This window comes from Comamonas sp. 23 (assembly GCF_049601575.1).
GTDB lineage: Bacteria > Pseudomonadota > Gammaproteobacteria > Burkholderiales > Burkholderiaceae_C > Comamonas > Comamonas squillarum.
Map to the genome: position 1 here is coordinate 1451827 of NZ_CP187127.1, position 23375 is coordinate 1475201.

The window sequence follows — 23375 nt, forward strand, 5'->3', positions numbered from 1 at the left end:
CCTTGCTTGATTGGCTTGTCCTTCTTCTTGAAAGCTACGCATGTCCTTGAGCCGCCGCCTTGTCTCCCTGCAACTGCTGGCCGCTGCTGCGGCCGGGTGGCTGGCTGGCCCCAGCTGGGCAGCGGGCTACAACAAGGGCAAGCCGGTGCGGCTGCTGGTGGGCTTTCCACCGGGCGGCGGCACCGATGTGATCGCACGCCTGCTGGCCGAGAAGATGAAGGACAGCCTGGGCACCTCGGTCGTGGTCGAGAACAAGCCCGGCGCCGGCGGCCAGATTGCGGCCCAGATTCTCAAGGCCTCGCCAGCCGATGGCGCCAGCTTTTTCGTCACCCACGACCACACGATCTCCATCCTGCCCCAGGTCATCAAGAACCCGGGGTTTGACCCGCATGCGGACTTTGTGCCGGTGGCGGGCTTTGCCAGCTTTGTCAATGCGATTGCGGTCTCCGACGGCCTGGGCGTGCGCAGCTTCGAGGCCTATCTGCAGTGGCTCAAAAAGCAGGGCGGCAAGAGTGCAGTGGGTATTCCGGCGCCGGCATCGACGCCGGAGTTTCTGGTGCGGGTGCTGAACCAGCGCTTCAAGACCGACCTGGTGTCCGTGCCGTACCGGGGCAGCGCGCCCATGCTGGCCGACATGATGGGCAACCAGATCCCTGCAGGCATCGGCTCGGTGCAGGATTTCATCGAAAGCCACAAGGCCGGCAAGATCTGCGTGCTGGCCGTGCTGGGCGGCAAGCGCCAGCAGGCCTTGCCCGATGTGCCGACCTTGAGCGAACTGGGCCTGCCGGGCCTGGAAGACATGCCCTACTACGGCATATACGCCGCCGCCGGCACGCCCCCCGAGATGGTGCAGGCCGTATCGCAGGCGGTTGCCAAGGCCGTGGCCGCCCCCGATGTGCATGAGCAGTTGGTGGGCATGGGGCTGAGCGTGGGCTATATGACGCCCGAGCAGCTGCTGGCCCGCGAGCGCGCCTATTCGGCCGTCTGGGCCCGCATCATCCGCGACAGCGGCTTCCAGCCCCAGTGAGCTGGACTGTTGCTGTTGGACAGCATGGCATCCATCGGCAGAGCCCCGGCAAGCCATTGGCCTAATCCATAGCGTCATCTTGTTGCCAAATGAAACACCTGGCTGCCCTGGGCGGCCAGCCAACACTGGCGCAGGCTAATTTTGGTACGCTCTCACCATCCTAGGGGAGAGCTCCGTGAATACAACATTACAACGCTGGCTGACGGGCGCCGGCTGGGCCGCGCTGGGCCTGTCCGCCCATGCCACAAGCATCACATCGGTGTCACCGCAGGGCGAGGTGGCCCGGGTCCGGCAAATAGTCGTCAAGTTCGATGCGGCGGTGGTGCCGATGGGCGATCTGCGTGCGGCAGCGCCCGTCAAACTCGACTGCGACAACAAACAGGCCCAGAGCCAGGGGACGGGACGCTGGACGGGCCCGCGCGAATGGGTGTTTGACCTGGCCGATGACCTGCCGCCCGGTGTGCGTTGCACGGTCGAAAAGGTCGCCAACCTCAAGGATGTTGCCGGCGAGCCGGTCAAGGGCGCGGCCCAGTACCGCTTTGCCACCGGAGGGCCGTCGGTGACGCGCGTGGTGCCCAGCAGCTACCAGCCGCTCGACAGCCGCCAGTTCTTTGGCCTGCAGTTCAATGCCGATGTCGTGACCAGCTCGGTGCAGGACAACACCTGGTGCACGGTCAAGGGCATTGGGGAGCGCATTCCAGTGCGCATCCTCTCCGCCTCGGAGTCCGATGACTTCATGCAAAGCCAGTTTGGCCGCGATAGCTTGCAGCAGCGGCCACGCCGCCATGTCGCCTTGCAATGCCAGCGGGCCTTGCCCGAGGGCGCCCAGATGAGCCTGGTGGTGGGCGCGGGGGTGAGCACCGACAACGGCGTCAAGCAGACGCGTGAGCGCCGCTTCGACTACCAGGTGCGCCCGCCGTTCACGGCCGAGTTCAGCTGCGAGCGCGCCAATGCGCAGGCCGGCTGCCTGCCGATCCGCCCGCTCAACCTGCTTTTCAGCGCTTCGGTAGACCGCAAGCTCGCCGAAGGCATCTTCCTGGAGACTTCCAAGGGCCGGGTCAAGGCGAGCTTTCCCGATGACGGCGAAGAGGGCGAGGTCAACCGCCTGCAGTTTGCGCCGCCCTTTGGCGAGAAGGAGACGATGCGTATCGTGCTGCCCCAGGGCTTCAAGGACGAATCGGACCGGCCGCTGGCCAATGCCAACCTGTTCCCGCTGCAGGTGCAAAGCGGGCTGATGCCGCCGCTGGCCAAGTTTGCCGCCTCGCCGTTTGGCGTGGTCGAGCGCTTTGCCGAAGGCGACAAGGGCCCGGCGATGTTCCCGGTAACCCTGCGCAATGTGGAGCAGGACCTGCAGATCCAGGGCCTGTCGATCGAGGACAAGGGCACTGTCTCTACCTTGCAGCTGCAAAGCGATGCCGACATCATCCGCTGGTACCGCAAACTGCAGCGCTATGACAACTGGCAGGTCAGCCGCAAGCAGGCGGCGCAGGACAGCAAGATCCCGCTGCCCAATGTGCTGCCCGATGGCGACAAGAACTATGTCGAGACCCGCATGCTCTCGCTGCTCGAAGGCCAGGCCACCAGCAGGAAGCTGGCGCTGCCCAAGACAGACAGCAAGGACCCGCGCCCCTTCGAGGTCGTGGGCATTCCGCTGGAGACCGGCTTCCATGTGGTCGAGATCGCCTCGCCAATGCTGGGTGACGCGCTGCTCAACACCGACTACGACAGCGCCCGCCGCGTGATGTTTGTGCGTAGCTCGGCATTGGTGACCAACCTGGGCGTGCACTTCAAGCTGGGCCGTGAAAACGCGATGGCCTGGGTGACCAGCCTGGACAAGGGCAAGCCGGTGGCCAATGCGCAGGTGCGTATCTCCAGCTGCGACGGCAAGACGCTGGTGCAGGGCACGACCGACAAGGACGGCGTGGCCCGCTTTGACAAGCTCGACACCCAGGCGCAGGTGCGCTGCGAGGCCGGCTCCAACAGCGACACCAGCGCTGCCTACTTTGTGAGCGCGCGCGCCACGGTCGACGGCAAGCAGGACATGGCCTTTGTCTGGAGCGACTGGCAGCGCGGCATCGAGAGCTGGCGCTTCAACCTCGAGACCGACAGCAGCCCGGTGCAGGATGTGATCGCCCACACGGTGCTGGACCGCAGCCTGCTGCGCGCTGGCGAGACGGTGTCGATGAAGCACCTGATCCGCAGCCAGACCATGGGCGGCCTGGGGCTGCCCGGCAAGGAGCAGTTGCCCAACCAGGTGGTCATCACCCATGTGGGCAGCAATGATGAGTTTGAGCTGCCCATCAGCTGGGAGCGTCCGGGCCAGGGCCTGTCGGCCGTGTCCGAGTTCAAGATTCCCAAAGCCGCCAAGCTGGGCACCTACCGCATCACGCTCAAGGGCGGCAAGGGCAAATGGGGCTCGATGGAGATGCAGACCGGCTCGTTCCGGGTGGAAGAGTACCGCCTGCCGGTGTTCAAGGGCAGCGTGACGCCGGACCAGCCTGCACCCATCGTGCAGCCGGGCAAGCTCGGCGCCCAGGTGCAGCTGTCCTACCTCTCGGGCGGCGCAGCGGCCAAGGAGGCGGTCAAGGTCTCGGCCGCGATCCAGTCGCATGCGGTGAGCTTTGAGGACTATGACACGTTCTCGTTTGGCCGGCCTTATCTGAGCCGCAAGCTGCCCGGCGCGGGCAACGATGGCGAGGACTACAGCAATGACCGCCGCGTGATTGCAGACAAGCTGGCGCTGACCCTGGATGCCAATGGCGTGGGCAAGGCCGAGATCGAGCAGGTGCCCAGCTCGGTGGCGCCGCAGGATCTGCTGCTGGAGGCGAGTTTTTCCGACCCCAATGGCGAGGTGCAGACCATCAGCCACCACAGCGTGATCTGGCCTGCATCGGTGGTTGCTGGCATCAAGGCCGAGAACTGGGCCTCCACCGACAAGAAGCTGAGCTTCCAGGCGCTGTCGCTGACGCCGTCGGGCAAGCCCGTCTCGGGCGTCAAGCTGCAGGTGCGGGCGGTGGCGCGCATCGTCACCTCCACGCGCAAGCGCATGGTCGGGGGCTTTTACAGCTACGAGAACCATGAGAGCTACAAGGACCTGGGCGTCGTCTGCAGTGGCAAGAGTGATGCCAAGGGCCTGCTCGACTGCAGCACCCAGCTGAGCGAAGGCGGCGAGACCGAGCTGATCGCCGAGGCGACGGATGACAAGAGCCGCAGCTCCAAGGCTGCGACCTCGGTCTGGGTGACCAAGCAGGGCGAGCTCTGGTTTGGCGGTGAAGACACCGACCGCATGGACCTGCTGCCAGAGAAGAAATCCTACAAGGTGGGGGACACTGCGCGCTTTCAGGTGCGCATGCCCTTCCGCGAAGCGACGGCGCTGGTGACGGTGGAGCGCGAAGGCGTGCTCTCCAGCCAGGTGGTCACCCTGCGCGGCGATGACCCCACGGTCAACCTGAAGGTGCAAGAGGGCTGGGGCCCGAATGTCTACGTCAGCGTGATGGCGCTGCGTGGCCGCCTGCGCGAAGTGCCTTGGTACAGCTTCTTCACCTGGGGCTTCAAGTCGCCGCGTGAATGGTGGACCTCGTTCTGGTACGAGGGCAAGGAATATGTGGCGCCCACCGCCCTGGTGGACCTGTCCAAGCCCGCCTACCGCCTGGGCGCGGCCGAGATCCGTGTCGGCATTGCCGACCGCCAGCTGGCCGTGACCGTCAAGAGCGACAAGGAAAGCTACCGCATCCGCAATACCGCCAAGGTCACGATCGAAGCCAAGCTGCCCAATGGCAAGCCAGCTGCGGGCGCGGCCGTGTCGGTGGCGGCTGTGGACCAGGCCTTGCTCGAACTCAAGAGCAATGACACCTGGGCACTGCTCGAAGCCATGTACCAAAAGCGATCCTGGGGCGTGGAGACCTCCACCGCCCAGATGGAAATCATTGGCCGGCGCCACTATGGCCGCAAGGCCGTGGCAGCGGGCGGTGGTGGTGGCAATGGCCAGACCCGCGAGCTGCTCGACACCCTGCTGCTGTGGCAGCCCAATGTGGTGCTGGATGCGAATGGCCGCGCCGAGGTCGATGTGCCGCTCAACGACGCACTGACCAGCTTCAAGATCGTGGCCGTGGCCGAGAGCGGTCTGGAGCTGTTTGGCACCGGCACCACCCAGATCCGCACCACGCAGGAGCTGCAGATCATCAGCGGCCTGCCGCCTTTGGTGCGCGATGGTGACCGCTATGACGCCCAGGTCACCTTGCGCAATACCACCAGCAAGCCCATGCAGGTGCTGGTCACCCCCAAGGCCACCTTGCTGCAGCTCGAGCCGCAGACAGTGGACGTGGCCGCGAACGAGGCCCGCACCGTGAGCTGGAGCGTGACGGCGCCTGCCGACATGTCGCAAAGCCGCCAGGGCGAGCTGCTCTGGGAGATCAGCGCCAAGGACAAGCAGGGCGATGCCGCCGATGCGCTCAAGGTCAGCCAGCGCGTGGTGCCCGCTGTGGCGGTGGAGACCCTGCAGGCCACCCTGGTGCAGCTCGACGGCAGCCTGGAGATGCCCGTCAGCGCACCGGCCGATGCCTTGCCCGGCCGTGGCGGTTTGAAGCTGTCGCTGGTGCCGCGCCTGGCAGAAGGCTTGCCCGGTGTGCGTGACTGGTGGCGTGCCTACCCGTATGCCTGCCTGGAGCAGACCACCAGCAAATCCATCGGCATGCAGGATGCTGCGCTGTGGAAGAGCACGATGGAACGCCTGCCCACCTACCTCGATGGCGACGGCCTGGCCAACTACTTCCCGCCGCAAGCGGGCAGCAGCAACACCGGCAGCGATGCGCTGACCGCCCACCTGCTGCAGGCCGCTTTCGAGATGAAGCGCATCGACCCCGCCTTTGCGATCCCAGCTGCGCCGCTGGGCCGCATGCAGGAAGCGCTGTCCCGCTTCATCGATGGCCGCATCGAGCGCAAGTTCTGGAGCCCGCGCTCCGACCTGGAAGTGCGTAAGCTCGCTGCCATCAATGCGTTGGCGCTGTATGGCAAGGCCCAGCCGCGCATGCTGACCAGCATCCAGATTGCGCCCAACGACTGGCCCACCCAGACCGTGGTGGACTGGCTGTCGATCCTCGGCCATATGAAGGATGTGCCCAACCGCAGCAAGCTGCTCGAAGAGGCCAACCAGATCCTGCGTGCGCGCCTGAGCTACCAGGGCACCAAGGTGCTGTTCGCCAATGAGAACAACGACTACTGGTGGTGGCTGATGCAAAACGGCGATACCACCCTGGCGCGCTTCCTGCTGGTGGTGATGGACGACCCGGCCTGGAAGGACGACATGCCACGCCTGGCCAGCAGCTTCATCAGCCGCCAAAAGAGCGGTGCCTGGACGACGACCACGGCCAACCTCTGGGGCGCGCTGGCGCTGGAGCGCTTCTCGCGCACCTATGAGTCCACACCCATGACCGGCACGACCGAGGCCAGCATGGCCGGCAAGTCCGGTACGGTGGACTGGAGTCGCGTAACCAAGGCGCAGGACGCGATTGAGCTGCTGGCGCAGGGCGGCAAGCGCACGCCCGGCCCGACCGAGCAGGTCGCGCAGTGGCTCAACAACACCATTGACCTGCCGTGGGCCAATGGCAACCAGAGCCTGAAGGTACAGCAAAAAGGCACCGGCAAGCCCTGGTTGACCGTGCAGTCGCAGGCGGCCGTGCCGCTCAAGCAGCCGCTGTCGGCCGGCTACACCATCAGCAAGACCGTGGTGGCCGTCGAGCAGGCCAACAAGAACCTGCCCGCCGGCCAGTACACCCGGGGCGATGTGCTGCGCGTGACCCTGGAGGTCAACGCCAGCGCCAACATGACCTGGGTGGCGATCACCGATCCGATCCCGGGCGGCGCCACCATCCTGGGCAGCGGCCTGGGCCGGGACTCGGCACTGTCCACGGCGGGCGAGAAATCGACCGGCTGGGGCTGGAAGGCCTTTGAGGAGCGGTCCTTTGAGAGCTACCGCGCCTACTACGGCTACCTGCCCCAGGGCAAGCTCAGCCTGCAGTACAGCTACCGCGTCAACAACACCGGTGAGTTTGCGCTGCCATCGACCCGCGTCGAGGCGCTGTATGCGCCCGAGATGTTCGGCATGGCGCCCAACCCCAAGGTGACGGTTGTGCCCGTGGCGCCATGAGGCTGCGCGCTATAGCTCGCTGGCGGCTGCTGGCCCTGGCCTGCCTGGTGCATGCACCACTGGCCCAGGCCGTGCCCAGCTTTGGCGAGGTGCGGCAGGACTTCAGCTCGTCGGAGACGCGCGTGCTGTCGCGCGAAGGCGAACTGCTGCAGAGGGTGCGCACCGACAGCACGGTGCGCCGGGGCGATTGGGTGGCACTGGGCGATGTGTCGGCTGCGCTGCGCACCGCCATGCTGTTGAGCGAGGACAAGCGCTTTTACGAGCACAGTGGCGTGGACTGGGCTGCCGTCACATCGGCTGCCTGGGGCAACCTCTGGAACCAGCGCACACGCGGGGCCAGCACCATCAGCATGCAGCTGGCCGGCCTGCTTGACGGCGACTGGCGGCGCAGCAATGGTGGCCGCTCGGTGGTGCAAAAGGTCGGCCAGACGGTCGCTGCCCAGGTGCTGGATAGGCGCTGGCAGAAAACCCAGATCCTGGAGGCCTACCTGAACCTGGTGCCTTTCAGGGGCGAGCTGGTGGGCATTGATGCGCTGTCGCGCACCTTGTTTGACAAGGCTCCCCATGGCTTGGATGACCGCGAGGCGGCGGTGGCCGCCGCGCTGGTGCGCGCGCCCAATGCGCGGCCCAGCCAGGTGGGCCAGCGCGCCTGCGGGGTGCTCAAGGAGATGCGGCGCGATCCCAAGCTCGACTGCGAAGCGATCGTGTTCTTCACCGAGATCGCGCTGAAAAAGCGTGCCTTTGATGCCAGCGAAGGCATTGCGCCGCACTTCAGCCGCATTGCGCTGCGCGAGGCACGGCAAGGCGCGGATGGCAAAACCCAGCAGGCGGCCATGGCCAGCCTGCGCACCACCTTGAGCGCGCCGCTGCAGCGCTATGCGGTCGATATGCTGGGCCAGCACCTGCAGGCCTTGCAGGGCAGCAATGTGCAGGACGGCGCGGTGCTGGTGCTGGACAATGCCAGCGGCGAGGTGCTGGCCTGGGTCGGGTCCTCTGGCGCACTGAGCCAGGCACATGCTGTGGATGCGGTGCTGGCGCCGCGCCAGCCGGGCTCGACCTTGAAGCCCTTTCTCTATGGCCAGGCGATTGCCGAGCACAAGCTGACGGCTGCATCCTTGATCGAGGACTCGCCCGCGCGCATTCCGACGGCCAGCGGCCTCTATATTCCACAGAACTACGACCGCAGCTTCAAAGGCTGGGTGTCGGTGCGCACGGCGCTGGGCGCCTCGCTCAATGTGCCGGCGGTGCGCACCCTGGTGATGGTGGGTGTCGACGATTTCTTTGACCAGCTGGTGCGCCTGGGCATGCCGATGCGCGAGAGCGGCAGCTATTTTGGCTACAGCCTGGCGCTGGGCAGCCCCGATATTCCGCTGGTGCAGCTGACCAATGCCTACCGCGCGCTGGCCAACGGCGGGCGCTACAGCCCGGTGGCCTATACGCGTGGCGGCAAGCCGCAGTTCCGCCAGGCCATGGATGCGGGCGCCGCCTATGTGGTGGGCGATATGCTGGCCGACGGCAATGCCCGCGTGCGCACCTTTGGCCTCGATAGTGTGCTGGGCACGCGCAGCTGGGCGGCGGTGAAAACCGGCACCAGCAAGGACATGCGCGACAACTGGGCCGTCGGCTGGTCAGACCGCTACACGGTGGGCGTCTGGGTCGGCAATGCCAGTGGTGAAGCCATGCATTCGGTCAGCGGCACCAGCGGCGCGGCACCCGTCTGGGCCAGCATCATGGCCTTTTTGCACCAGGGCCAGCCCAGCCGCGCGCCCAAGGCGCCGGCCGGTTTGCAGGCGCAATGGGTGGATTTTGGCCCCGCGCCTGCTGGGCAATCGGGCGCCGGTTTTGCGCTGGAGGCGCGGCGTGAGGAGTGGTTCCTGGCCGGCACCGCGCAGCCGCGCTTTGCGCTCGATGGCCAGGCGACCAGGGTCGATGAGATGGTCGGCGGCCGCAGCGTTGCCGGGCGATCGGCTGACGGCAACGGCGCAGCAGCCCCGCCTGCAGTGCGCATTCTGGCCCCGGCCAACGGCACGATTGTCGCGGTGGACCCGGACATTCCACCCGAGCGCCAGCGCCTGCAGTTTGTCGCCGATTCGGCCGCTGCCCGCTGGCGCATCGATGGCAAGGATGTTGCGCGCGGCGCGCGCTGGGCCTGGCTGCCCTGGCCGGGCCGCCACCAGGTGGAGCTGGTCAATGCACAGGGCGAGGTGCTGGACAGCATCCGCCTGGAAGTGCGCGGCGCGGGCGTCAAACAGGCCAAGCGCTAACGATATGCGGCAGCCACCAAGGGGGCTGCTGCAGCGATGACAGCCGCTCTTAATCGACCACCACGGCCGTGCCGCTGGCCGATACCATCAGCATGCCGTTGTCCTTGCCCAGCACTTCGTAGTCGAGGTCGATGCCGACGACGGCATTGGCGCCCAGCGCCTTGGCGCGCTCCTGCAGCTCATTGAGTGCAATGTCTCTGGCCTTTTGCAGCTCTTTTTCGTAGGTGCCCGAGCGGCCGCCGACGATATCGCGGATGCCGGCAAACCAGTCCTTGAAAAAGTTGGCGCCCAAAATGGCTTCGCCGTTGACGATGCCGCAGTAGCGGCTGATGCGCTTGCCTTCAATGCTGGGGGTGGTGGTGACGATCATGGTGTGGCTCCAGCGGTATCAGTTGGCGAGCGAGCGCAGCAGCTTTTGGCCGGCGCGGCCATCGGCCTTCATGCCCAGGCGGTTTTGTTCGGCCTTGATGGCTTCGCGTGTCTTGGCGCCAATCATTCCATCGGGCTCGCCAATCGCATAGCCCCGGGTCAGCAGCGCCTGCTGCAGCTCCTTGTTCTGCGCGCGCGACAGGCCCAGGTCGTCGGTGGGCCAGGGGGTGACAAAGCTGATCTGGCGCTGCTGGGTGTCGGCCACCAGGTTGGACAGCTGCGCAATGGCCAGGCCATAGTTTTCCGAGGCGTTGTAGCTGTAGAGCGCATCAAAATTGCGCCCCACCAGGAAGGCGGGGCCGCCGGCGGCAGGGATCATCAGGCCGGCCGATGGCAGCGAATCGGGCAGTGGATCGCCATTGGCCAGGGTGACGCCGGACGAGCGCCAGAAGTCCAGCGGCTTCTTGTTCTTGCGGCCGGCATCGGCGGTGCTGAAGCCACTGGGCAGCTTGACTTCAAATCCCCAGGGCTGGCCCGGGCGGTAGCCGGCGTTCTTCAGGAACATGGCGGTCGAGGCCAACGCATCGGGCACGCTGTCGACGATGTCGCGGCGGCCATCGCCGTCAAAGTCCACGGCGCTGCGGAAAAAGGTGGAGGGCATGAACTGGGTCTGGCCAAAGGCGCCCGCCCAGGAGCCCACCAGCTTGGACTCGGCAATATGGCCTTCTTGCAGAATGCGCAGCGCGCTGGCGAACTCGCCCCGGAAATAGGCCTGGCGGCGGCCAAAGCAGGACAGGGTGCCCAGCGACTGCACCAGCGAGCGCCCGCCCAGGTTCTGGCCGAAGTTGCTCTCCACACCCCAGACGCCGATGACGATCTGCGGGGCAACGCCGGTGCTCTGTTCGATCTGGTCCAGGGTGTCCTTCCACTTGGCATAGGCGGCGCGGCCCTCGGCCACGCGCTGCTCGTCGACCAGCACGGCGATGTAGTCCCAGACGGGCATCGTGAACTCGGGCTGGCGGTTGAGCAGAGGCAGCACCGTGGCATCGGGCTGGAGCTGGGCGGTGTACTGGCTGAAGGTGGCCGGCGTGATTGCGGCAAAGGCCTTGCTGCTGCGCAGCTCGCTCAGACAGGACTGGAACTCGGCCTGGCTCAGATTCGGCGGCTCTTGCGGCGCGCTGGTCTGGGCAAATACGGCGCAGGCGGCAAGGCCCAGGCTGACGGCGGTGGCGAGCTGGCGCATCGCAGGGTGGGGGCGGCGGAACATCATCCAGGCAATATACCTGCTTGCCATGGCCGCAGCCCTGGTAAACCCGCAAGGCGCGACCATTGCTTACGTTTTTGCGGGCCAGAAAGATGCGGGTTAACCCAAAAATATACGCGCTGCACCATAGCGCCTATCGCTGGCTTGTTATGGCTGGCGCCGCGCGGCACACTACGCTTGTACACAGTTTTGCAGACCGGCGCGGCAATGCGCGACCGATCCCCACCATGAGCCCCATGACCGCCCCACAAGCCATCCGTTTTTACCACCAAGGCCGTATCACTGAAGTTGAAGGCCTGGCCCCCACGCGCAGTGTGCTGGACTGGCTGCGCGAGGATGCGCGCTGCACCGGCACCAAGGAGGGCTGCAATGAAGGCGATTGCGGCGCCTGCACGGTGATGCTCGCTGAGCTGGCCGAACCGGGCGATCCGCAGGCCGTGCAAGGCCTCAAGCTGCAGACCGTCAATGCCTGCATCCAGCTGCTGCCCAGCCTGCATGGCAAGGCGCTCTTTACGGTGGAAGACATGAAGACCAGCTGCCGCCCCAAAGATGCCGGCAAGGCTTGCGGCGATCTGCACCCGGTGCAGCAGGCCATGGTGGACTGCCATGGCTCGCAATGCGGCTTTTGCACGCCCGGTTTTGTCATGTCGCTGTGGTCCGTGTATGAGCGGCAGCAGGCCAGCCAGGGCGCGGCGCCCACGCGCCAGCAGCTGGCCGATGCGCTGAGCGGCAACCTCTGCCGCTGCACCGGCTACCGGCCGATTCTGGATGCCGGCCAGCAGATGCTGGACCTGCCCGCCCGCCAGCTGGATGCGGCGCCCGTGGTGACGGCCCTGCAGGCGCTGCGCAGCGATGCTGACTGGAGCTATGCCTACAGCCCCAGCGGCGGCCAGCCCCAACATTTCCACGCGCCGGCCAGCGTTGAGAGCCTGGCCCAGCTGCGCGCCGCGCTGCCCGATGCCCGCCTGATCGGCGGCACCACCGATGTGGCCTTGTGGATCAACAAGCAGTTCCGGCCGCTGGGCGATTTGATTGCCGTGGGGCGCGTGGCGGAGCTGCGCCGCATCGAAGAGCGCGATGGCATGCTCTGCATTGGTGCGGGTGCTTCGCTGGAATCGGCCTGGGCCGCACTAGCCCAGCGTTTTCCCTCGCTCACCGAGGTCTGGCTGCGCTTTGCATCGCCGCCCGTGCGCCATGCCGGCACCATGGGCGGCAATGTGGCCAATGGCTCGCCGATTGGCGATGCCCCGCCGGTGCTGATGGCGCTGGATGCCGAGATCGAGCTGCGCCTGGGCGAGCGCCTGCGGCGTATGCCGCTGACCGATTTTTATGTGGACTACATGAAGAACCAGCTGGAGCCCGGCGAGTGGGTGCAGGGCCTGCGCGTGCCGCTGGCGGTGCAGGCGCGCCAGGTGCGGGCCTACAAGATCAGCAAGCGCTTTGACTGCGATATCTCGGCACTGTGCGCGGGCTTTTCGCTGCAGCTGGATGCCCAGGGCCAGGTGGAGACCGTGCGCCTGGCCTTTGGCGGCATGGCGGCCACAGTGCGGCGCGCCGCCAAGGCAGAAGCTGCGCTGCTGGGCCAGGCCTGGACGGTGCAGGCCGTGCAGCGCGCCCAGGCCGCGCTGGCCGAGGATTTTCAACCAATGACCGACATGCGGGCGAGCGCCGCTTACCGCCTCAAGGTGGCGCAGAACCTGCTGCAGCGCCTGTGGCTGGAGACCCGGGCCGATGCCCCCTTGCCAGCCGATGCCACTACCGTCTGGGCCGCGATGCCGCATTGGGTCAGCAGCGCCCAGGCCCCGCAGGCCGCAGCCACCGGAGCCTGATATGAACACCTCGATCCCCAAGCATGTGTTGGCAGGCGCCGAAGCCTTTGCCGATTACCGCGACAACCAAAAGGCACGCATCGACGTGGCGCAGGAGGCGCGGGCGCGCCAGCAGGGCCACCAGGTTGGCATCAGCCGCAGCCATGAGTCTGCTGCCTGGCATGTGGCCGGCGAGGCCGCCTATATCGACGATATGCCTGAGCTGGCTGGCAGCCTGCATTGCGCGCTGGGCCTGTCGCCCATTGCCCATGGCCGCCTGCTCTCCATGGATGTGGACGCGCTGCGCGCCCAGCCCGGTGTGGTGGCGGTGCTGACGGCGGCCGATATTCCCGGTGTCAATGACTGCGGCTCCATCATCCATGACGACCCCATCCTCTGTGATGGCGAGATCCGCTACCTGGGCCAGCCCATGTTTGCGGTGCTGGCCCGCGACCGGCAAACCGCGCGGCGCGTGGCCGCGATGGCGCGCAAGCTGGCCACGGTCGAAGAGGCCGAGCCGGTGCTGACGCCGCAGCAGGCCCATGCGCTGGGCCAGTATGTGATGCCGCCGATGCAACTGGTGCGCGAGACCGATGCCGGCGGCGCCCCCCAGGCCATTGCCCAGGCCCCGCACCGCCTGCAGGGCAGCTGGGAAGTGGGCGGCCAGGAGCAGTTCTACCTCGAAGGCCAGATCAGCTACGCCATCCCCAAGGAGGGCGGCGCAATGCATGTGCTGTGCTCCACCCAGCATCCCAGCGAGATGCAGCACCTGGTCGCGCATGCGCTGGGTGTGCAGTCGCATGCGGTGCATGTGGAATGCCGGCGCATGGGCGGCGGCTTTGGCGGCAAGGAATCGCAATCGGCGCTGTTTGCCTGCGTGGCGGCGGTGGCGGCGCGCAAGCTGGGCCGGCCCGTCAAGCTGCGGCTGGACCGCGACGATGACTTCATGATCACCGGCCGGCGCCATTGCTTCTGGTACGAGTACGACATTGGCTATGACGATGCTGGCCGCATTCTGGGCGCCGAGGTGACCATGGTCTCGCGCGCCGGCCACTCGGCCGATCTGTCGGCGCCGGTGATGACCCGCGCGCTCTGCCATTTCGACAATGCCTACTGGCTGCCCAATGTGCGCATGCGCGGCTTCATGGGCAAGACCAATACCCAGAGCAATACCGCGTTTCGCGGCTTTGGCGGGCCGCAGGGCGCGATCGTGATGGAGAACATCATGGACTCGATCGCGCGGCAGCTGGGCAAGGATGCGCTCGATGTGCGCCGCGCCAATTTCTATGCCAAGGACAGCGGGCAGTGCACGCCCTATGGCCAGGAGGTGGACGACAACATCATCGACGAGCTGGTGGCGCAGCTGGAGGCGCGCAGCGACTACCGGGCGCGGCGCGCGCAGGTCGATGCCTTCAATGCCACGAGCCCCGTGCTCAAGCGTGGCCTGGCGCTGACACCGGTCAAGTTCGGCATCTCCTTCAACGTCAAGCACTTCAACCAGGCCGGCGCCCTGGTCCATGTCTACAACGATGGCTCCATCCTGGTCAATCATGGTGGCACCGAGATGGGCCAGGGCCTGAACACCAAGGTGGCCCAGGTGGTCGCGCATGAGCTGGGCGTGGCCTTTGAGCGGGTGCGGGTGACGGCTACCGACACGACCAAGGTGGCCAACACCTCGGCGACGGCGGCATCGACCGGTACCGACCTGAACGGCAAGGCCGCGCAGGATGCGGCGCGCCAGATCCGCGAACGCCTGGCGGCCTGCCTGGCGGCGCAGCACGGAGCCGACCCGGCATCGGTGCGCTTTGTCAATGACGAGGTGCATTGCGCGGGCCAGAGCCTGCGTTTTGAAGCCCTGGTCAAGCAGGCCTATCTGGAGCGGGTGCAGCTGTGGTCCGATGGCTTTTATGCGACGCCTGGCCTGTCCTGGGATGGGGCGGCAATGCGCGGCCGGCCCTTCTTCTACTTTGCCTACGGCGCGGCTGTGAGCGAAGTGGTGGTGGACACCTTGACCGGCGAGAGCAAGCTGCTGCGCGCCGATGTGATCCATGATGTGGGCCAGTCGCTGAACCCGGCCGTGGACATTGGCCAGGTCGAGGGCGCGTTTATCCAGGGCATGGGCTGGCTCACGATGGAGCAGCTGGTCTGGCACCCCAAGACCGGTGCCTTGATGACCCATGCCCCCAGCACCTACAAGATCCCGACCGCCAACGACTGCCCGCCCGTGCTGAACGTGCAGCTGTTTGACGGCGCCAACCCGCACGAGACCATCCACCGCAGCAAGGCGGTGGGCGAGCCGCCGCTGCTGCTGCCGTTCTCGGTGCTGTTTGCGATACGCGATGCGGTGGCTGCAACCGGCGCGCCCGGTTGCTGCCCACCGCTGCGCGCACCGGCCACGGCCGAGGCGGTGCTCGACGCCATCGCGGCCGTGCAGACAGGGCTTTGACGGCGCAGCCCGGCAGCCTGCGCGGGCAGCTGCGATACTCGCCGCCTTCGATACGAATCAGCTTCCCATTAACGATGCATAACCACGAGGAGCAGCCATGAGCGCGCTGGACAATTATTTCAAGCTGGGAGAGCACGGCACAACGGTGCGGACCGAGGTGCTGGCGGGGATCACCACCTTTTTGACGATGGCCTACATCATGTTCGTCAACCCCTCCATCCTGGGGGATGCGGGCATGCCCAAGGGCGCGGTGTTTGTCGCCACCTGCCTGATTGCGGCGCTGGGCTCGGTGCTGATGGGGCTGTATGCCAACTACCCGATTGCGGTGGCGCCCGGCATGGGGCTGAACGCCTACTTTGCCTATGTGGTGGTGCTGGGCATGGGCTACACCTGGCAGGCGGCGCTGGGGGCGGTGTTTGTCTCGGGGTGCCTGTTCTTGCTGGTGACCATCTTTCGCATACGCGACCAGATCATCAACGGCATACCGGCTTCGATCCGCGTGGCCATCACCGTCGGTATCGGGCTCTTTCTGGCGCTGATTGCGCTCAAGAGTGCCGGGGTGGTGGTCGAATCCAAGGCCACCTTGGTGACCTTGGGTGATCTGCATTCGCCGTCGGTGATCCTGTTCACGCTGGGCTTTTTCCTGATCGTGGTGCTCGACCGGCTGCGCGTGCCCGGCGCCATCCTGATCGGCATTCTGGCCGTCACCGTGGCCTCTTTCATCTTTGGCGGCAACCAGTTCCAGGGCGTGTTCTCGGCACCGCCATCGATCGCGCCCACCTTCCTGCAGCTCGATATCAAGACCGCGCTGTCCAGCGGCTTTCTGAATGTGGTGCTGGTGTTTTTTCTGGTCGAGCTGTTTGATGCCACCGGCACCCTGATGGGCGTGGCCAAGCGCGCCGGCCTCCTGGTGCCCGGCAAGATGGAGCGCTTTCACCGCTCGCTGCTGGCCGACAGTGGTGCGATCTTTGCCGGCTCGCTGCTGGGCACGTCCAGCGCCACCGCCTATGTCGAGAGCGCCTCGGGTGTGCAGGCCGGTGGCCGCACAGGCCTGACCGCTGTCACCGTGGCGGTGCTGTTCCTGGCCTGCTTGTTCATTGCGCCTTTGGCTGGCTCGGTACCCGCTTATGCCACTGCTCCTGCGCTGCTGTTCGTCGCCTGCCTGATGCTCAAAGAGCTGACCGAGGTGGACTGGGCCGATACGACCGAGGCCATTCCCGCTGCCATCACTGCGGTGATGATGCCCTTCACCTACTCGATCGCCAACGGCCTGGCCTTTGGCTTTATCTCCTATGCGGCCATCAAGCTGTTCACCGGCCGCGCCCGCGAGGTGCACTGGATGGTCTGGATTATTGCGGCGTTGTTCCTGTTCAAGTTTGCCTATATCGGCGGGCATTGAGGCCTGGCCCTATCGGTTTGCGGGAGGGGGATGACTGACAGCTGCGCAGCAGCCCGCGGGGATCCTCTGCAAAACTCCCTGCCGTGGTCTGAACGCGGTCTCGGGCGATCCGCTGCGTTGTCTTCCTTGTCAATAGCTACGGCTATTGACTGCAAAAGACGCCTTGCGTCTCATCCCGATCCGCATCCATCCCGCTTGGCGAGGGTTTTACAGAAGATCCCTAGAATTTGCCAAAGTGCCCTGACCCCGGTCGAGGCCCTTTGGCTTTTTTCATACCCGCAAAGGATTTATCAGATGCAGCTCAGCAGCCATAGCTTTCAAGACGGCCAGGCCATTCCTGGCGAGTTCGCTTTTGCCGTGCGCGATGCGACAGCCCATGTCTTGCTGTCGTCCAACCGCAATCCGCACCTGGCCTGGCGCGATGTGCCCGCCGGCACGCAGTCCTTTGTCATCGTCTGCCATGATCCCGATGTGCCCAGCCGGGGCGATGATGTGAACCAGGAAGGCCGCACGGTGCCGGCCGATCTGCCCCGGGTCGATTTCTTCCACTGGTTGCTGCTGGACATTCCAGTGGGCACCACCGAGATCGCCGCCGGTGCACAGTCAGACGGCATCACCGCCCATGGCAAGCCGGGCCCCGCTGCGCCCCAGGGCCTGCGCCATGGCATCAACGACTACACCGGCTGGTTTGCCGCCGATGCGCAGATGCAAGGCGAGTACTACGGCTATGACGGCCCCTGCCCACCCTGGAACGACAGCCTGGTGCACCACTATGTGTTCACGGTCTATGCGCTGGCCACGCCCAGCTTGTCAGTCGACGGTGCACTGACGGGTGCCAATGTGCGCGCCGCGCTGGCCAGGGCCCCGGTGCTGGGCCAGGCCAGCATTACCGGCTTGTACAGCCTGAACCCTGCGGTCCCTGCTGTTTAACAACTGGGATGCGATGAGCGGGGCTCCTCTGGGAGCCCCGTGGTGCTTACTTCACCACCATCAAGGTGAAGGGGTAGACATAGGCCTGCAAGGTGACAAAGATGCCCACCAAGGTGGCGAGCGCCACCGAGTGGAAGAACACATAGCGCAGGATGTCGCCCTCATGGTTGAACCAGCGCGTGGCAGTGGAAGCCACGACGATGGACTGCGCATCGATCATCTTGCCCATCACGCCGCCCGAGCTGTTGGCCGCGCCCATCAGGTTGGGTGACAGGCCCAGCTGCTCGGCAGCGACCTTCTGCATGCCGCCAAACAGCACGTTGGATGCCGTGTCCGAACCCGTCAGCGCCACGCCCAGCCAGCCCATCATCGTGCCAAAGAAGGGGTAGAACACGCCGGTGTTGGCAAAGGCCAGGCCCAAGGTGGTGTCGGTGCCGGAGTAGCGGGTGAGGGTGCCCAGCGCCAGCATCAGCACAATGGTCAGCAGCGAAAAGCGTACCAGCCAGATCGTCTTGAAGAACTGCTTGATGAGGGCCAGCGGGCTGTACCTCATCACCAGGCCGCCGACGATGGCCGACAGCAGAATGCCGGTGCCGGTGGCTGACAGCAGGTTGAGTACATAGACCGCGCCTTCCTTGGTGGGCTGAGGCACGACGGGTGGCACCTTCTCGATCATGTTGTGCAGCCCCGTCATCGGGAAGGATGGCGCAAACAGGCCGTTGAGCGCGGCCTTGACCGAGGGCAGGCCCCAGATGAACACAAACACCGTCAGGATGGCCCAGGGCGTCCAGGCGCGGATCACATCGGCGCGGGCATGGGCCACCACGGCGCGCGGCTTGGCCGTGCTGTCTTCGCTGGTGTCGCGGCTCTTGAGCGAGGTGCTGCGCCAGATGTTCTTGGGCTGCCACACGCGCAGAAATCCGATCAGGCAGCCCATGGAGACGATGGCGGCAATGATGTCAACCAACTCCGGGCCGATGAAGTTGGACACGAGATACTGCGGAATCGCAAACGACAGGCCGGTAACGAGGATGGCCGGCCAGATCTCCACCATGGCCTTGCGGCCTGCAAAGGCCCAGATCAGCCAGAACGGAACCAGCACCGAGAAGAAGGGCAGCTGGCGGCCCACCATCGCGGTGACCTCCATCAGGTCATAGCCATGGACCTTGGCCAAGGTGATCACCGGCGTGCCCAGCGCGCCAAAGGCGACGGGCGCGGTATTGGCAATCAGCGACAGGCCCGAGGCGGCCAGCGGCGAAAAACCCAGGCCGATCAGGATCGCCGCCGTGACTGCGACTGGCGTGCCAAAGCCTGCCGCACCTTCAAAAAAGGCGCCAAAGGCAAAGGCGATCAGCAGCAGCTGGATGCGCCGATCCTCGGTGATTCCGGCAATCGAGTCCTGGAGGATCTTGAAGCTGCCGTTGTGCTCCGTCAGCTGGTGCAAAAAGATGATGTTCAGCACGATCCAGCCAATGGGCAGCAGTCCGGTCAAACCGCCAAAGACCGCTGCGCGGCCCGCCATATCGGCCGGCATGCCATAGACGACGATCGCTATGAGCAGTGCGCAGACCAGGCCGGCGCCGGCCGCAATATGTGCCTTGAGGTGGAGAAAACCCAGCCCTACGAGCATCACCACCACCGGCAGCGCCGCCAGCAAGGTGGAGAGCACCATATTGCCCACCGGGTTGTAGATCTGTTGCCAAACCATGCCTGACTCCTCGTTGTAGCGCAGCGCAAGCGCGCGGCCGGAGGCCATGCACCACCAGGATGGCTATGCACTGCTGTTATGCCAAAAACACCTGGATGGATAGAACATCGACATAATGTCGGCCTAGCTGTCTGCCCGTAGTCCTGTAAAACCCCTAGCTCTTGTAACGAAGGTGTGGGGTTTGCCGCCTGCGTGACAAGGACGCCGGGCACAGCGGGTTACACAGGGGCCTGGCCACCAGCGCCGCTGCAGTGGCTTGATAACAAGGAAGATTTGTGGCTGATTTATCCAAGATCACATGTATTGAAGATTTGCGCGTCCTGGCTGAAAAGCGTGTGCCGCGGATGTTTTACGACTATGCGGACTCGGGCTCCTACACCCAGGGCACCTACCGCGACAACGAGGCAGCCTTCCACAAGATCAAGTTGCGCCAGCGCGTGGCAGTCAATATGGAAGGGCGCAGCACGCGCAGCACCATGGTGGGGCAAGAGGTCAGCATGCCCGTGGCCATTGCGCCCACGGGCCTCACGGGCATGCAGCATGCCGATGGCGAAATCCTGGCGGCCCGCGCGGCCAAGGCCTTTGGCATCCCGTTCACCTTGTCGACGATGAGCATCTGCTCGCTCGAAGATGTGGCCGAGCACACGGGCCGCCACCCCTTCTGGTTCCAGCTCTATGTGATGCGCGACCGGGGCTTTATGGAGCGCCTGATCGACCGCGCCAAGGCGGCCAATTGCTCGGCGCTGCAGCTAACGCTGGACCTGCAGATCCTGGGCCAGCGCCACAAGGACATCAAGAACGGCCTGTCCACACCGCCCAAGCCGACGATCAAGAACCTCATCAACCTGGCGACCAAGCCGCGCTGGTGCATGGGCATGCTGGGCACCAAGCGCCGCACTTTTGGCAATATCGTCGGCCATGTCGATGGCGTGGCCGATGTGAGCTCGCTGTCGTCGTGGACGGCCGACCAGTTCGACCCCTGCCTGAACTGGGGCGATGTGGAGTGGATCAAGAAGCGCTGGGGTGGCAAGCTGATCCTCAAGGGCATCATGGAGGCCGAGGATGCGCGGCTGGCTGCCGAGACCGGGGCCGATGCACTGATCGTCAGCAACCATGGCGGCCGCCAGCTCGATGGCGCGCCTGCGACGATTGATGCGCTGCCGTCCATCGTGCAGGCTGCCGGCAAGGACATCGAGGTCTGGCTGGACAGCGGCATCCGCAGTGGCCAGGATGTCCTCAAGGCCCGCGCGCTGGGCGCCCAGGGCACGTTGATCGGCCGCAGCTTTCTGTACGGCCTGGGCGCTTATGGCCAAGAGGGCGTGACGCGCGCGCTGCAGATCATCCACAAGGAGCTCGATGTGTCGATGGCCTTTTGCGGCCACACCAACATCAACAATGTGGACCCGCGCATTCTGGTGCCCGGCACCTATCCCCAGCCTTATTGAGCGGAGCAGGGGGCAGGCAGCGTGCTGGCCCCTCTTGATGCCGCAGGCTCGCATCGCCAAATGCAGGCGCACGGGTAGCGCCGATGGCCTACCATCGGTGGCCTTGTGATGAAGTGGATGCGGTAATGGCTGACGGAGCGGGAATGCAATGGGGTGGTTGGTGGATGGCGCTGGTGGTGTTTGCCGCCATCGCGCAGACGGCGCGCAATGCGGCGCAGCGCTCGCTGACCCGCGATCTGGGCACCTGGCCCGCCACCTTGGTGCGTTTTCTCTACGGCCTGCCGCTGGCTGCGCTGGCGCTGGTGCTGCTCTACACCTTGCCCGCCAAGGCGCCTGAGATTGCGCATTGGACTGGCGCCTATTTTGGCTGGCTGGCGCTGGGCGCGTTCTTCCAGATCGCCGCCACTGGCGCCTTGCTGCTGGCGATGCAGCAGCGCAATTTTGCCGTCGCCGTCACGCTGTCCAAGACCGAGGTGCTGCAGGTGGCGCTGTTTGGCGCGGTCTTTCTGGGCGAGCTGCCCACCTACTGGGCGCTGGCAGCGATGGCCATTGCCACCATTGGCGTGGCGCTGCTGTCCTTGCCGCCGCGCCAGATCGGCGCCAAGCTCGACTGGCGCAGCAAGGCTGCGATGTATGGCCTGATCTGCGGCGCCTGCTTTGCGATTGCGACAGTGGGCTTTCGCGGTGCGGCGCTGGCGCTCAATGCGCCCAGCGCGCTGCTGTCGGGCGCCTGGGGCGTGTTCATTGCGCAGTGCATGCAGACCTTGGCGATGGGCGCCTGGTTTGTCTGGCGTGACCGCAGCGTGCTGGTCCGCATTGCCCAGGCCTGGCGCGTGTCGCTGTTGGCGGGCTGCATGGGCAGTGCGGCGTCGCTCGCCTGGTTCAGCGCGTACGCGCTGCAAAGCGCCGCGTCGGTACGCACCCTGGGCATGGTCGAGGTGGTGTTCAGCTACCTGGTCTCGCGCCGGGTGCTCAAGGAGCAGCTGCGCCGCAATGAGAAATGGGGCATTGCGCTGATGCTGGTCGGTATTGTGGTGATCTGCACCCAGCTTTAGCCAATGGGGTGGGTGCGGGCGGTGGAAATTCAGCGCCCGTCTGACATCAGAGGGTCTCGCAGGCGGCGCATCATGGTCTGCATTGCTACACGGGACCATTCCAATGACAACACCCTCCGTGCCAGGATCTGGGCCATCGGCCGCCCAGACTTCGGCCAATACCCCTCCCCATTACAGCCCTGAAGAAAAGCGCCACCGCATTTTCTCTATCATGGCGGCCTCGTCGGGCAACCTGGTCGAATGGTTTGACTTCTATGTCTATGCGTTCTCGGCCATCTACTTTGCCGCCGCCTTCTTCCCTAAGGGTGATCCCACCGTACAGCTGCTCAACACCGCCGGGGTGTTTGCCGCCGGCTTTTTGATGCGCCCCATCGGCGGCTGGCTGTTTGGCCGCATTGCCGACAAGTACGGCCGCAAGAAGTCGATGCTGATCTCGGTGACCATGATGTGCGCCGGCTCCCTGGTGATTGCCTGCCTGCCCACCTATGCGCAGATTGGGGCATGGGCGCCGTTTTTGCTGCTGATGTGCCGCTTGTTCCAGGGCCTGTCGGTGGGCGGTGAATATGGCACGACAGCCACCTATATGAGCGAAGTGGCGCTCAAGGGCCAGCGCGGCTTTTTCTCGTCGTTCCAGTATGTGACCCTGATCGGCGGCCAGCTGCTGGCCGTGCTGCTGATTGTGATTTTGGAAGCGGTACTGACGGACGCCGAGCTGCGTGCCTGGGGCTGGCGCATTCCATTTGTAGTGGGCGCTGCGGCGGCCGTTGTGGCCATGCTGCTGCGCCGGACTCTGCATGAAACCCAGTCCACCGAGGCGATGCAGAACAAGGAAACCGGCACCCTGGCCAACTTGTTCAAGCACCACTGGCGCGCCTTTGTCACCGTGCTGGGCTATACGGCCGGCGGCTCGCTGATCTTCTACACCTTCACCACCTATATGCAGAAGTACCTGGTCAACAGCGTGGGCCTGCCGATCAAGACCGCCAGTTACGTGATGACCGTGTGCCTGTTTGTGTACATGTGCATGCAGCCGCTGTTTGGCGCGCTGTCCGACCGCATTGGCCGGCGCACCAGCATGATGCTGTTTGGTGCGCTGGGTGCGCTGGGCACCGTGCCGATTCTGACCACCATGCACCAGGCCTCGTCGCCGGTCACGGCTGGCCTGCTGATCCTGGTGGCGCTGGCGATTGTGAGCTTCTACACCTCGATCTCGGGCATCGTCAAAGCGGAGATGTTTCCGCCCGAGGTGCGCGCGCTGGGCGTGGGCCTGGCCTATGCGGTGGCCAATGCCATTTTTGGTGGCTCGGCCGAGTTTGTCGCGCTGGCGCTGAAGAACGCCGGCCATGAAAATGCCTTCTTCTGGTATGTGTCGGTGATGATGGTGATTGCCTTTTTGTTCAGCCTGCGCCTGCCCAAGCAGGCCGCCTATTTGCACCACGACCACTGACCGCCCGCAGCAGCCGGCTCGGCAGCCTCCGCTGCCGGTTTTGCGCGACTGGCGGCTGCAAGCCGCGC

At 65.3% G+C, this 23375-nt stretch carries 13 protein-coding genes; 10 read left to right on the forward strand and 3 right to left on the reverse strand.

Features of this window, described 5'->3' with window-relative positions:
* Positions 1-40 precede the first annotated feature (40 nt).
* The 3 genes from ACPEE1_RS06505 (at position 41) to pbpC (ending at position 9436) form a co-directional block, all read left to right on the forward strand.
* The gene (locus ACPEE1_RS06505) at positions 41-1027 is read left to right on the forward strand and encodes a Bug family tripartite tricarboxylate transporter substrate binding protein (RefSeq protein ID WP_423935610.1); all 987 of its coding nucleotides are present in this window, start codon (positions 41-43) and stop codon (positions 1025-1027) included.
* Positions 1028-1202: 175 nt separating this feature from the next.
* Entirely contained in the window at positions 1203-7172 is a 5970-nt protein-coding gene (locus ACPEE1_RS06510; protein ID WP_423935612.1) for an MG2 domain-containing protein, read from the forward strand.
* Positions 7169-9436 (forward strand): penicillin-binding protein 1C, encoded by a 2268-nt coding sequence (gene pbpC, locus ACPEE1_RS06515; RefSeq protein WP_423935613.1) that lies wholly within the window; start codon positions 7169-7171, stop codon positions 9434-9436. Before ACPEE1_RS06510 ends, pbpC begins: the two co-directional genes overlap by 4 nt.
* A gap of 49 nt (positions 9437-9485) precedes the next feature.
* Here pbpC and ACPEE1_RS06520 read toward each other — a convergent pair whose 3' ends face one another.
* Together ACPEE1_RS06520 and ACPEE1_RS06525 are read right to left on the reverse strand one after the other, a co-directional pair.
* On the reverse strand, positions 9486-9806 hold the full coding sequence (locus tag ACPEE1_RS06520; RefSeq protein ID WP_182343220.1) for a heavy metal-binding domain-containing protein: 321 nt from the start codon (positions 9804-9806) through the stop codon (positions 9486-9488).
* An 18-nt stretch (positions 9807-9824) separates the two neighbouring features.
* Entirely contained in the window at positions 9825-11099 is a 1275-nt protein-coding gene (locus ACPEE1_RS06525; protein ID WP_423935616.1) for a lytic murein transglycosylase, read from the reverse strand.
* Positions 11100-11296: 197 nt separating this feature from the next.
* Here ACPEE1_RS06525 and xdhA point away from each other — a divergent pair, with 197 nt between their 5' ends.
* The 4 genes from xdhA to ACPEE1_RS06545 all read left to right on the forward strand — a co-directional run bounded on the left by xdhA (position 11297) and on the right by ACPEE1_RS06545 (position 17652).
* Positions 11297-12898 carry a xanthine dehydrogenase small subunit gene (xdhA, locus tag ACPEE1_RS06530; protein ID WP_116927531.1) on the forward strand — a complete coding sequence of 534 codons (1602 nt, stop codon included), beginning with the start codon at positions 11297-11299 and terminating at the stop codon, positions 12896-12898.
* Between the two features lies 1 nt (position 12899).
* Positions 12900-15323 carry a xanthine dehydrogenase molybdopterin binding subunit gene (gene xdhB, locus ACPEE1_RS06535; protein ID WP_423935618.1) on the forward strand — a complete coding sequence of 808 codons (2424 nt, stop codon included), beginning with the start codon at positions 12900-12902 and terminating at the stop codon, positions 15321-15323.
* Between the two features lie 97 nt (positions 15324-15420).
* On the forward strand, positions 15421-16722 hold the full coding sequence (locus ACPEE1_RS06540; protein WP_116927533.1) for an NCS2 family permease: 1302 nt from the start codon (positions 15421-15423) through the stop codon (positions 16720-16722).
* Positions 16723-17016: 294 nt separating this feature from the next.
* On the forward strand, positions 17017-17652 hold the full coding sequence (locus tag ACPEE1_RS06545; protein WP_423935620.1) for a YbhB/YbcL family Raf kinase inhibitor-like protein: 636 nt from the start codon (positions 17017-17019) through the stop codon (positions 17650-17652).
* A gap of 46 nt (positions 17653-17698) precedes the next feature.
* Here the strand turns inward: ACPEE1_RS06545 and ACPEE1_RS06550 are convergent, their stop codons facing one another.
* The gene (locus tag ACPEE1_RS06550; RefSeq protein WP_116927568.1) at positions 17699-19360 is read right to left on the reverse strand and encodes an L-lactate permease; all 1662 of its coding nucleotides are present in this window, start codon (positions 19358-19360) and stop codon (positions 17699-17701) included.
* 275 nt (positions 19361-19635) lie between these two features.
* On the opposite strand from ACPEE1_RS06550, the gene ACPEE1_RS06555 reads away from it, so the two are divergent.
* The 3 genes from ACPEE1_RS06555 (at position 19636) to ACPEE1_RS06565 (ending at position 23307) form a co-directional block, all read left to right on the forward strand.
* On the forward strand, positions 19636-20805 hold the full coding sequence (locus ACPEE1_RS06555; protein ID WP_116927535.1) for an alpha-hydroxy acid oxidase: 1170 nt from the start codon (positions 19636-19638) through the stop codon (positions 20803-20805).
* Positions 20806-20948: 143 nt separating this feature from the next.
* Entirely contained in the window at positions 20949-21860 is a 912-nt protein-coding gene (locus ACPEE1_RS06560) for a DMT family transporter (protein WP_260720195.1), read from the forward strand.
* A 103-nt stretch (positions 21861-21963) separates the two neighbouring features.
* Positions 21964-23307 (forward strand): MFS family transporter, encoded by a 1344-nt coding sequence (locus ACPEE1_RS06565; protein ID WP_116927537.1) that lies wholly within the window; start codon positions 21964-21966, stop codon positions 23305-23307.
* Positions 23308-23375: the final 68 nt, after the last annotated feature.

Coding starts and splice junctions, on each gene's coding strand:
- ACPEE1_RS06505 (WP_423935610.1), top strand. CDS start 41: ATGTCCTTGAGCCGCCGCCTTGTCTCCCTGCAACTGCTGGCCGCTGCT.
- xdhB (WP_423935618.1), top strand. CDS start 12,900: ATGAACACCTCGATCCCCAAGCATGTGTTGGCAGGCGCCGAAGCCTTT.
- ACPEE1_RS06540 (WP_116927533.1), top strand. CDS start 15,421: ATGAGCGCGCTGGACAATTATTTCAAGCTGGGAGAGCACGGCACAACG.
- ACPEE1_RS06545 (WP_423935620.1), top strand. CDS start 17,017: ATGCAGCTCAGCAGCCATAGCTTTCAAGACGGCCAGGCCATTCCTGGC.
- xdhA (WP_116927531.1), top strand. CDS start 11,297: ATGAGCCCCATGACCGCCCCACAAGCCATCCGTTTTTACCACCAAGGC.
- ACPEE1_RS06560 (WP_260720195.1), top strand. CDS start 20,949: ATGCAATGGGGTGGTTGGTGGATGGCGCTGGTGGTGTTTGCCGCCATC.
- ACPEE1_RS06565 (WP_116927537.1), top strand. CDS start 21,964: ATGACAACACCCTCCGTGCCAGGATCTGGGCCATCGGCCGCCCAGACT.
- ACPEE1_RS06525 (WP_423935616.1), bottom strand. CDS start 11,099: ATGGCAAGCAGGTATATTGCCTGGATGATGTTCCGCCGCCCCCACCCT.
- pbpC (WP_423935613.1), top strand. CDS start 7,169: ATGAGGCTGCGCGCTATAGCTCGCTGGCGGCTGCTGGCCCTGGCCTGC.
- ACPEE1_RS06520 (WP_182343220.1), bottom strand. CDS start 9,806: ATGATCGTCACCACCACCCCCAGCATTGAAGGCAAGCGCATCAGCCGC.
- ACPEE1_RS06550 (WP_116927568.1), bottom strand. CDS start 19,360: ATGGTTTGGCAACAGATCTACAACCCGGTGGGCAATATGGTGCTCTCC.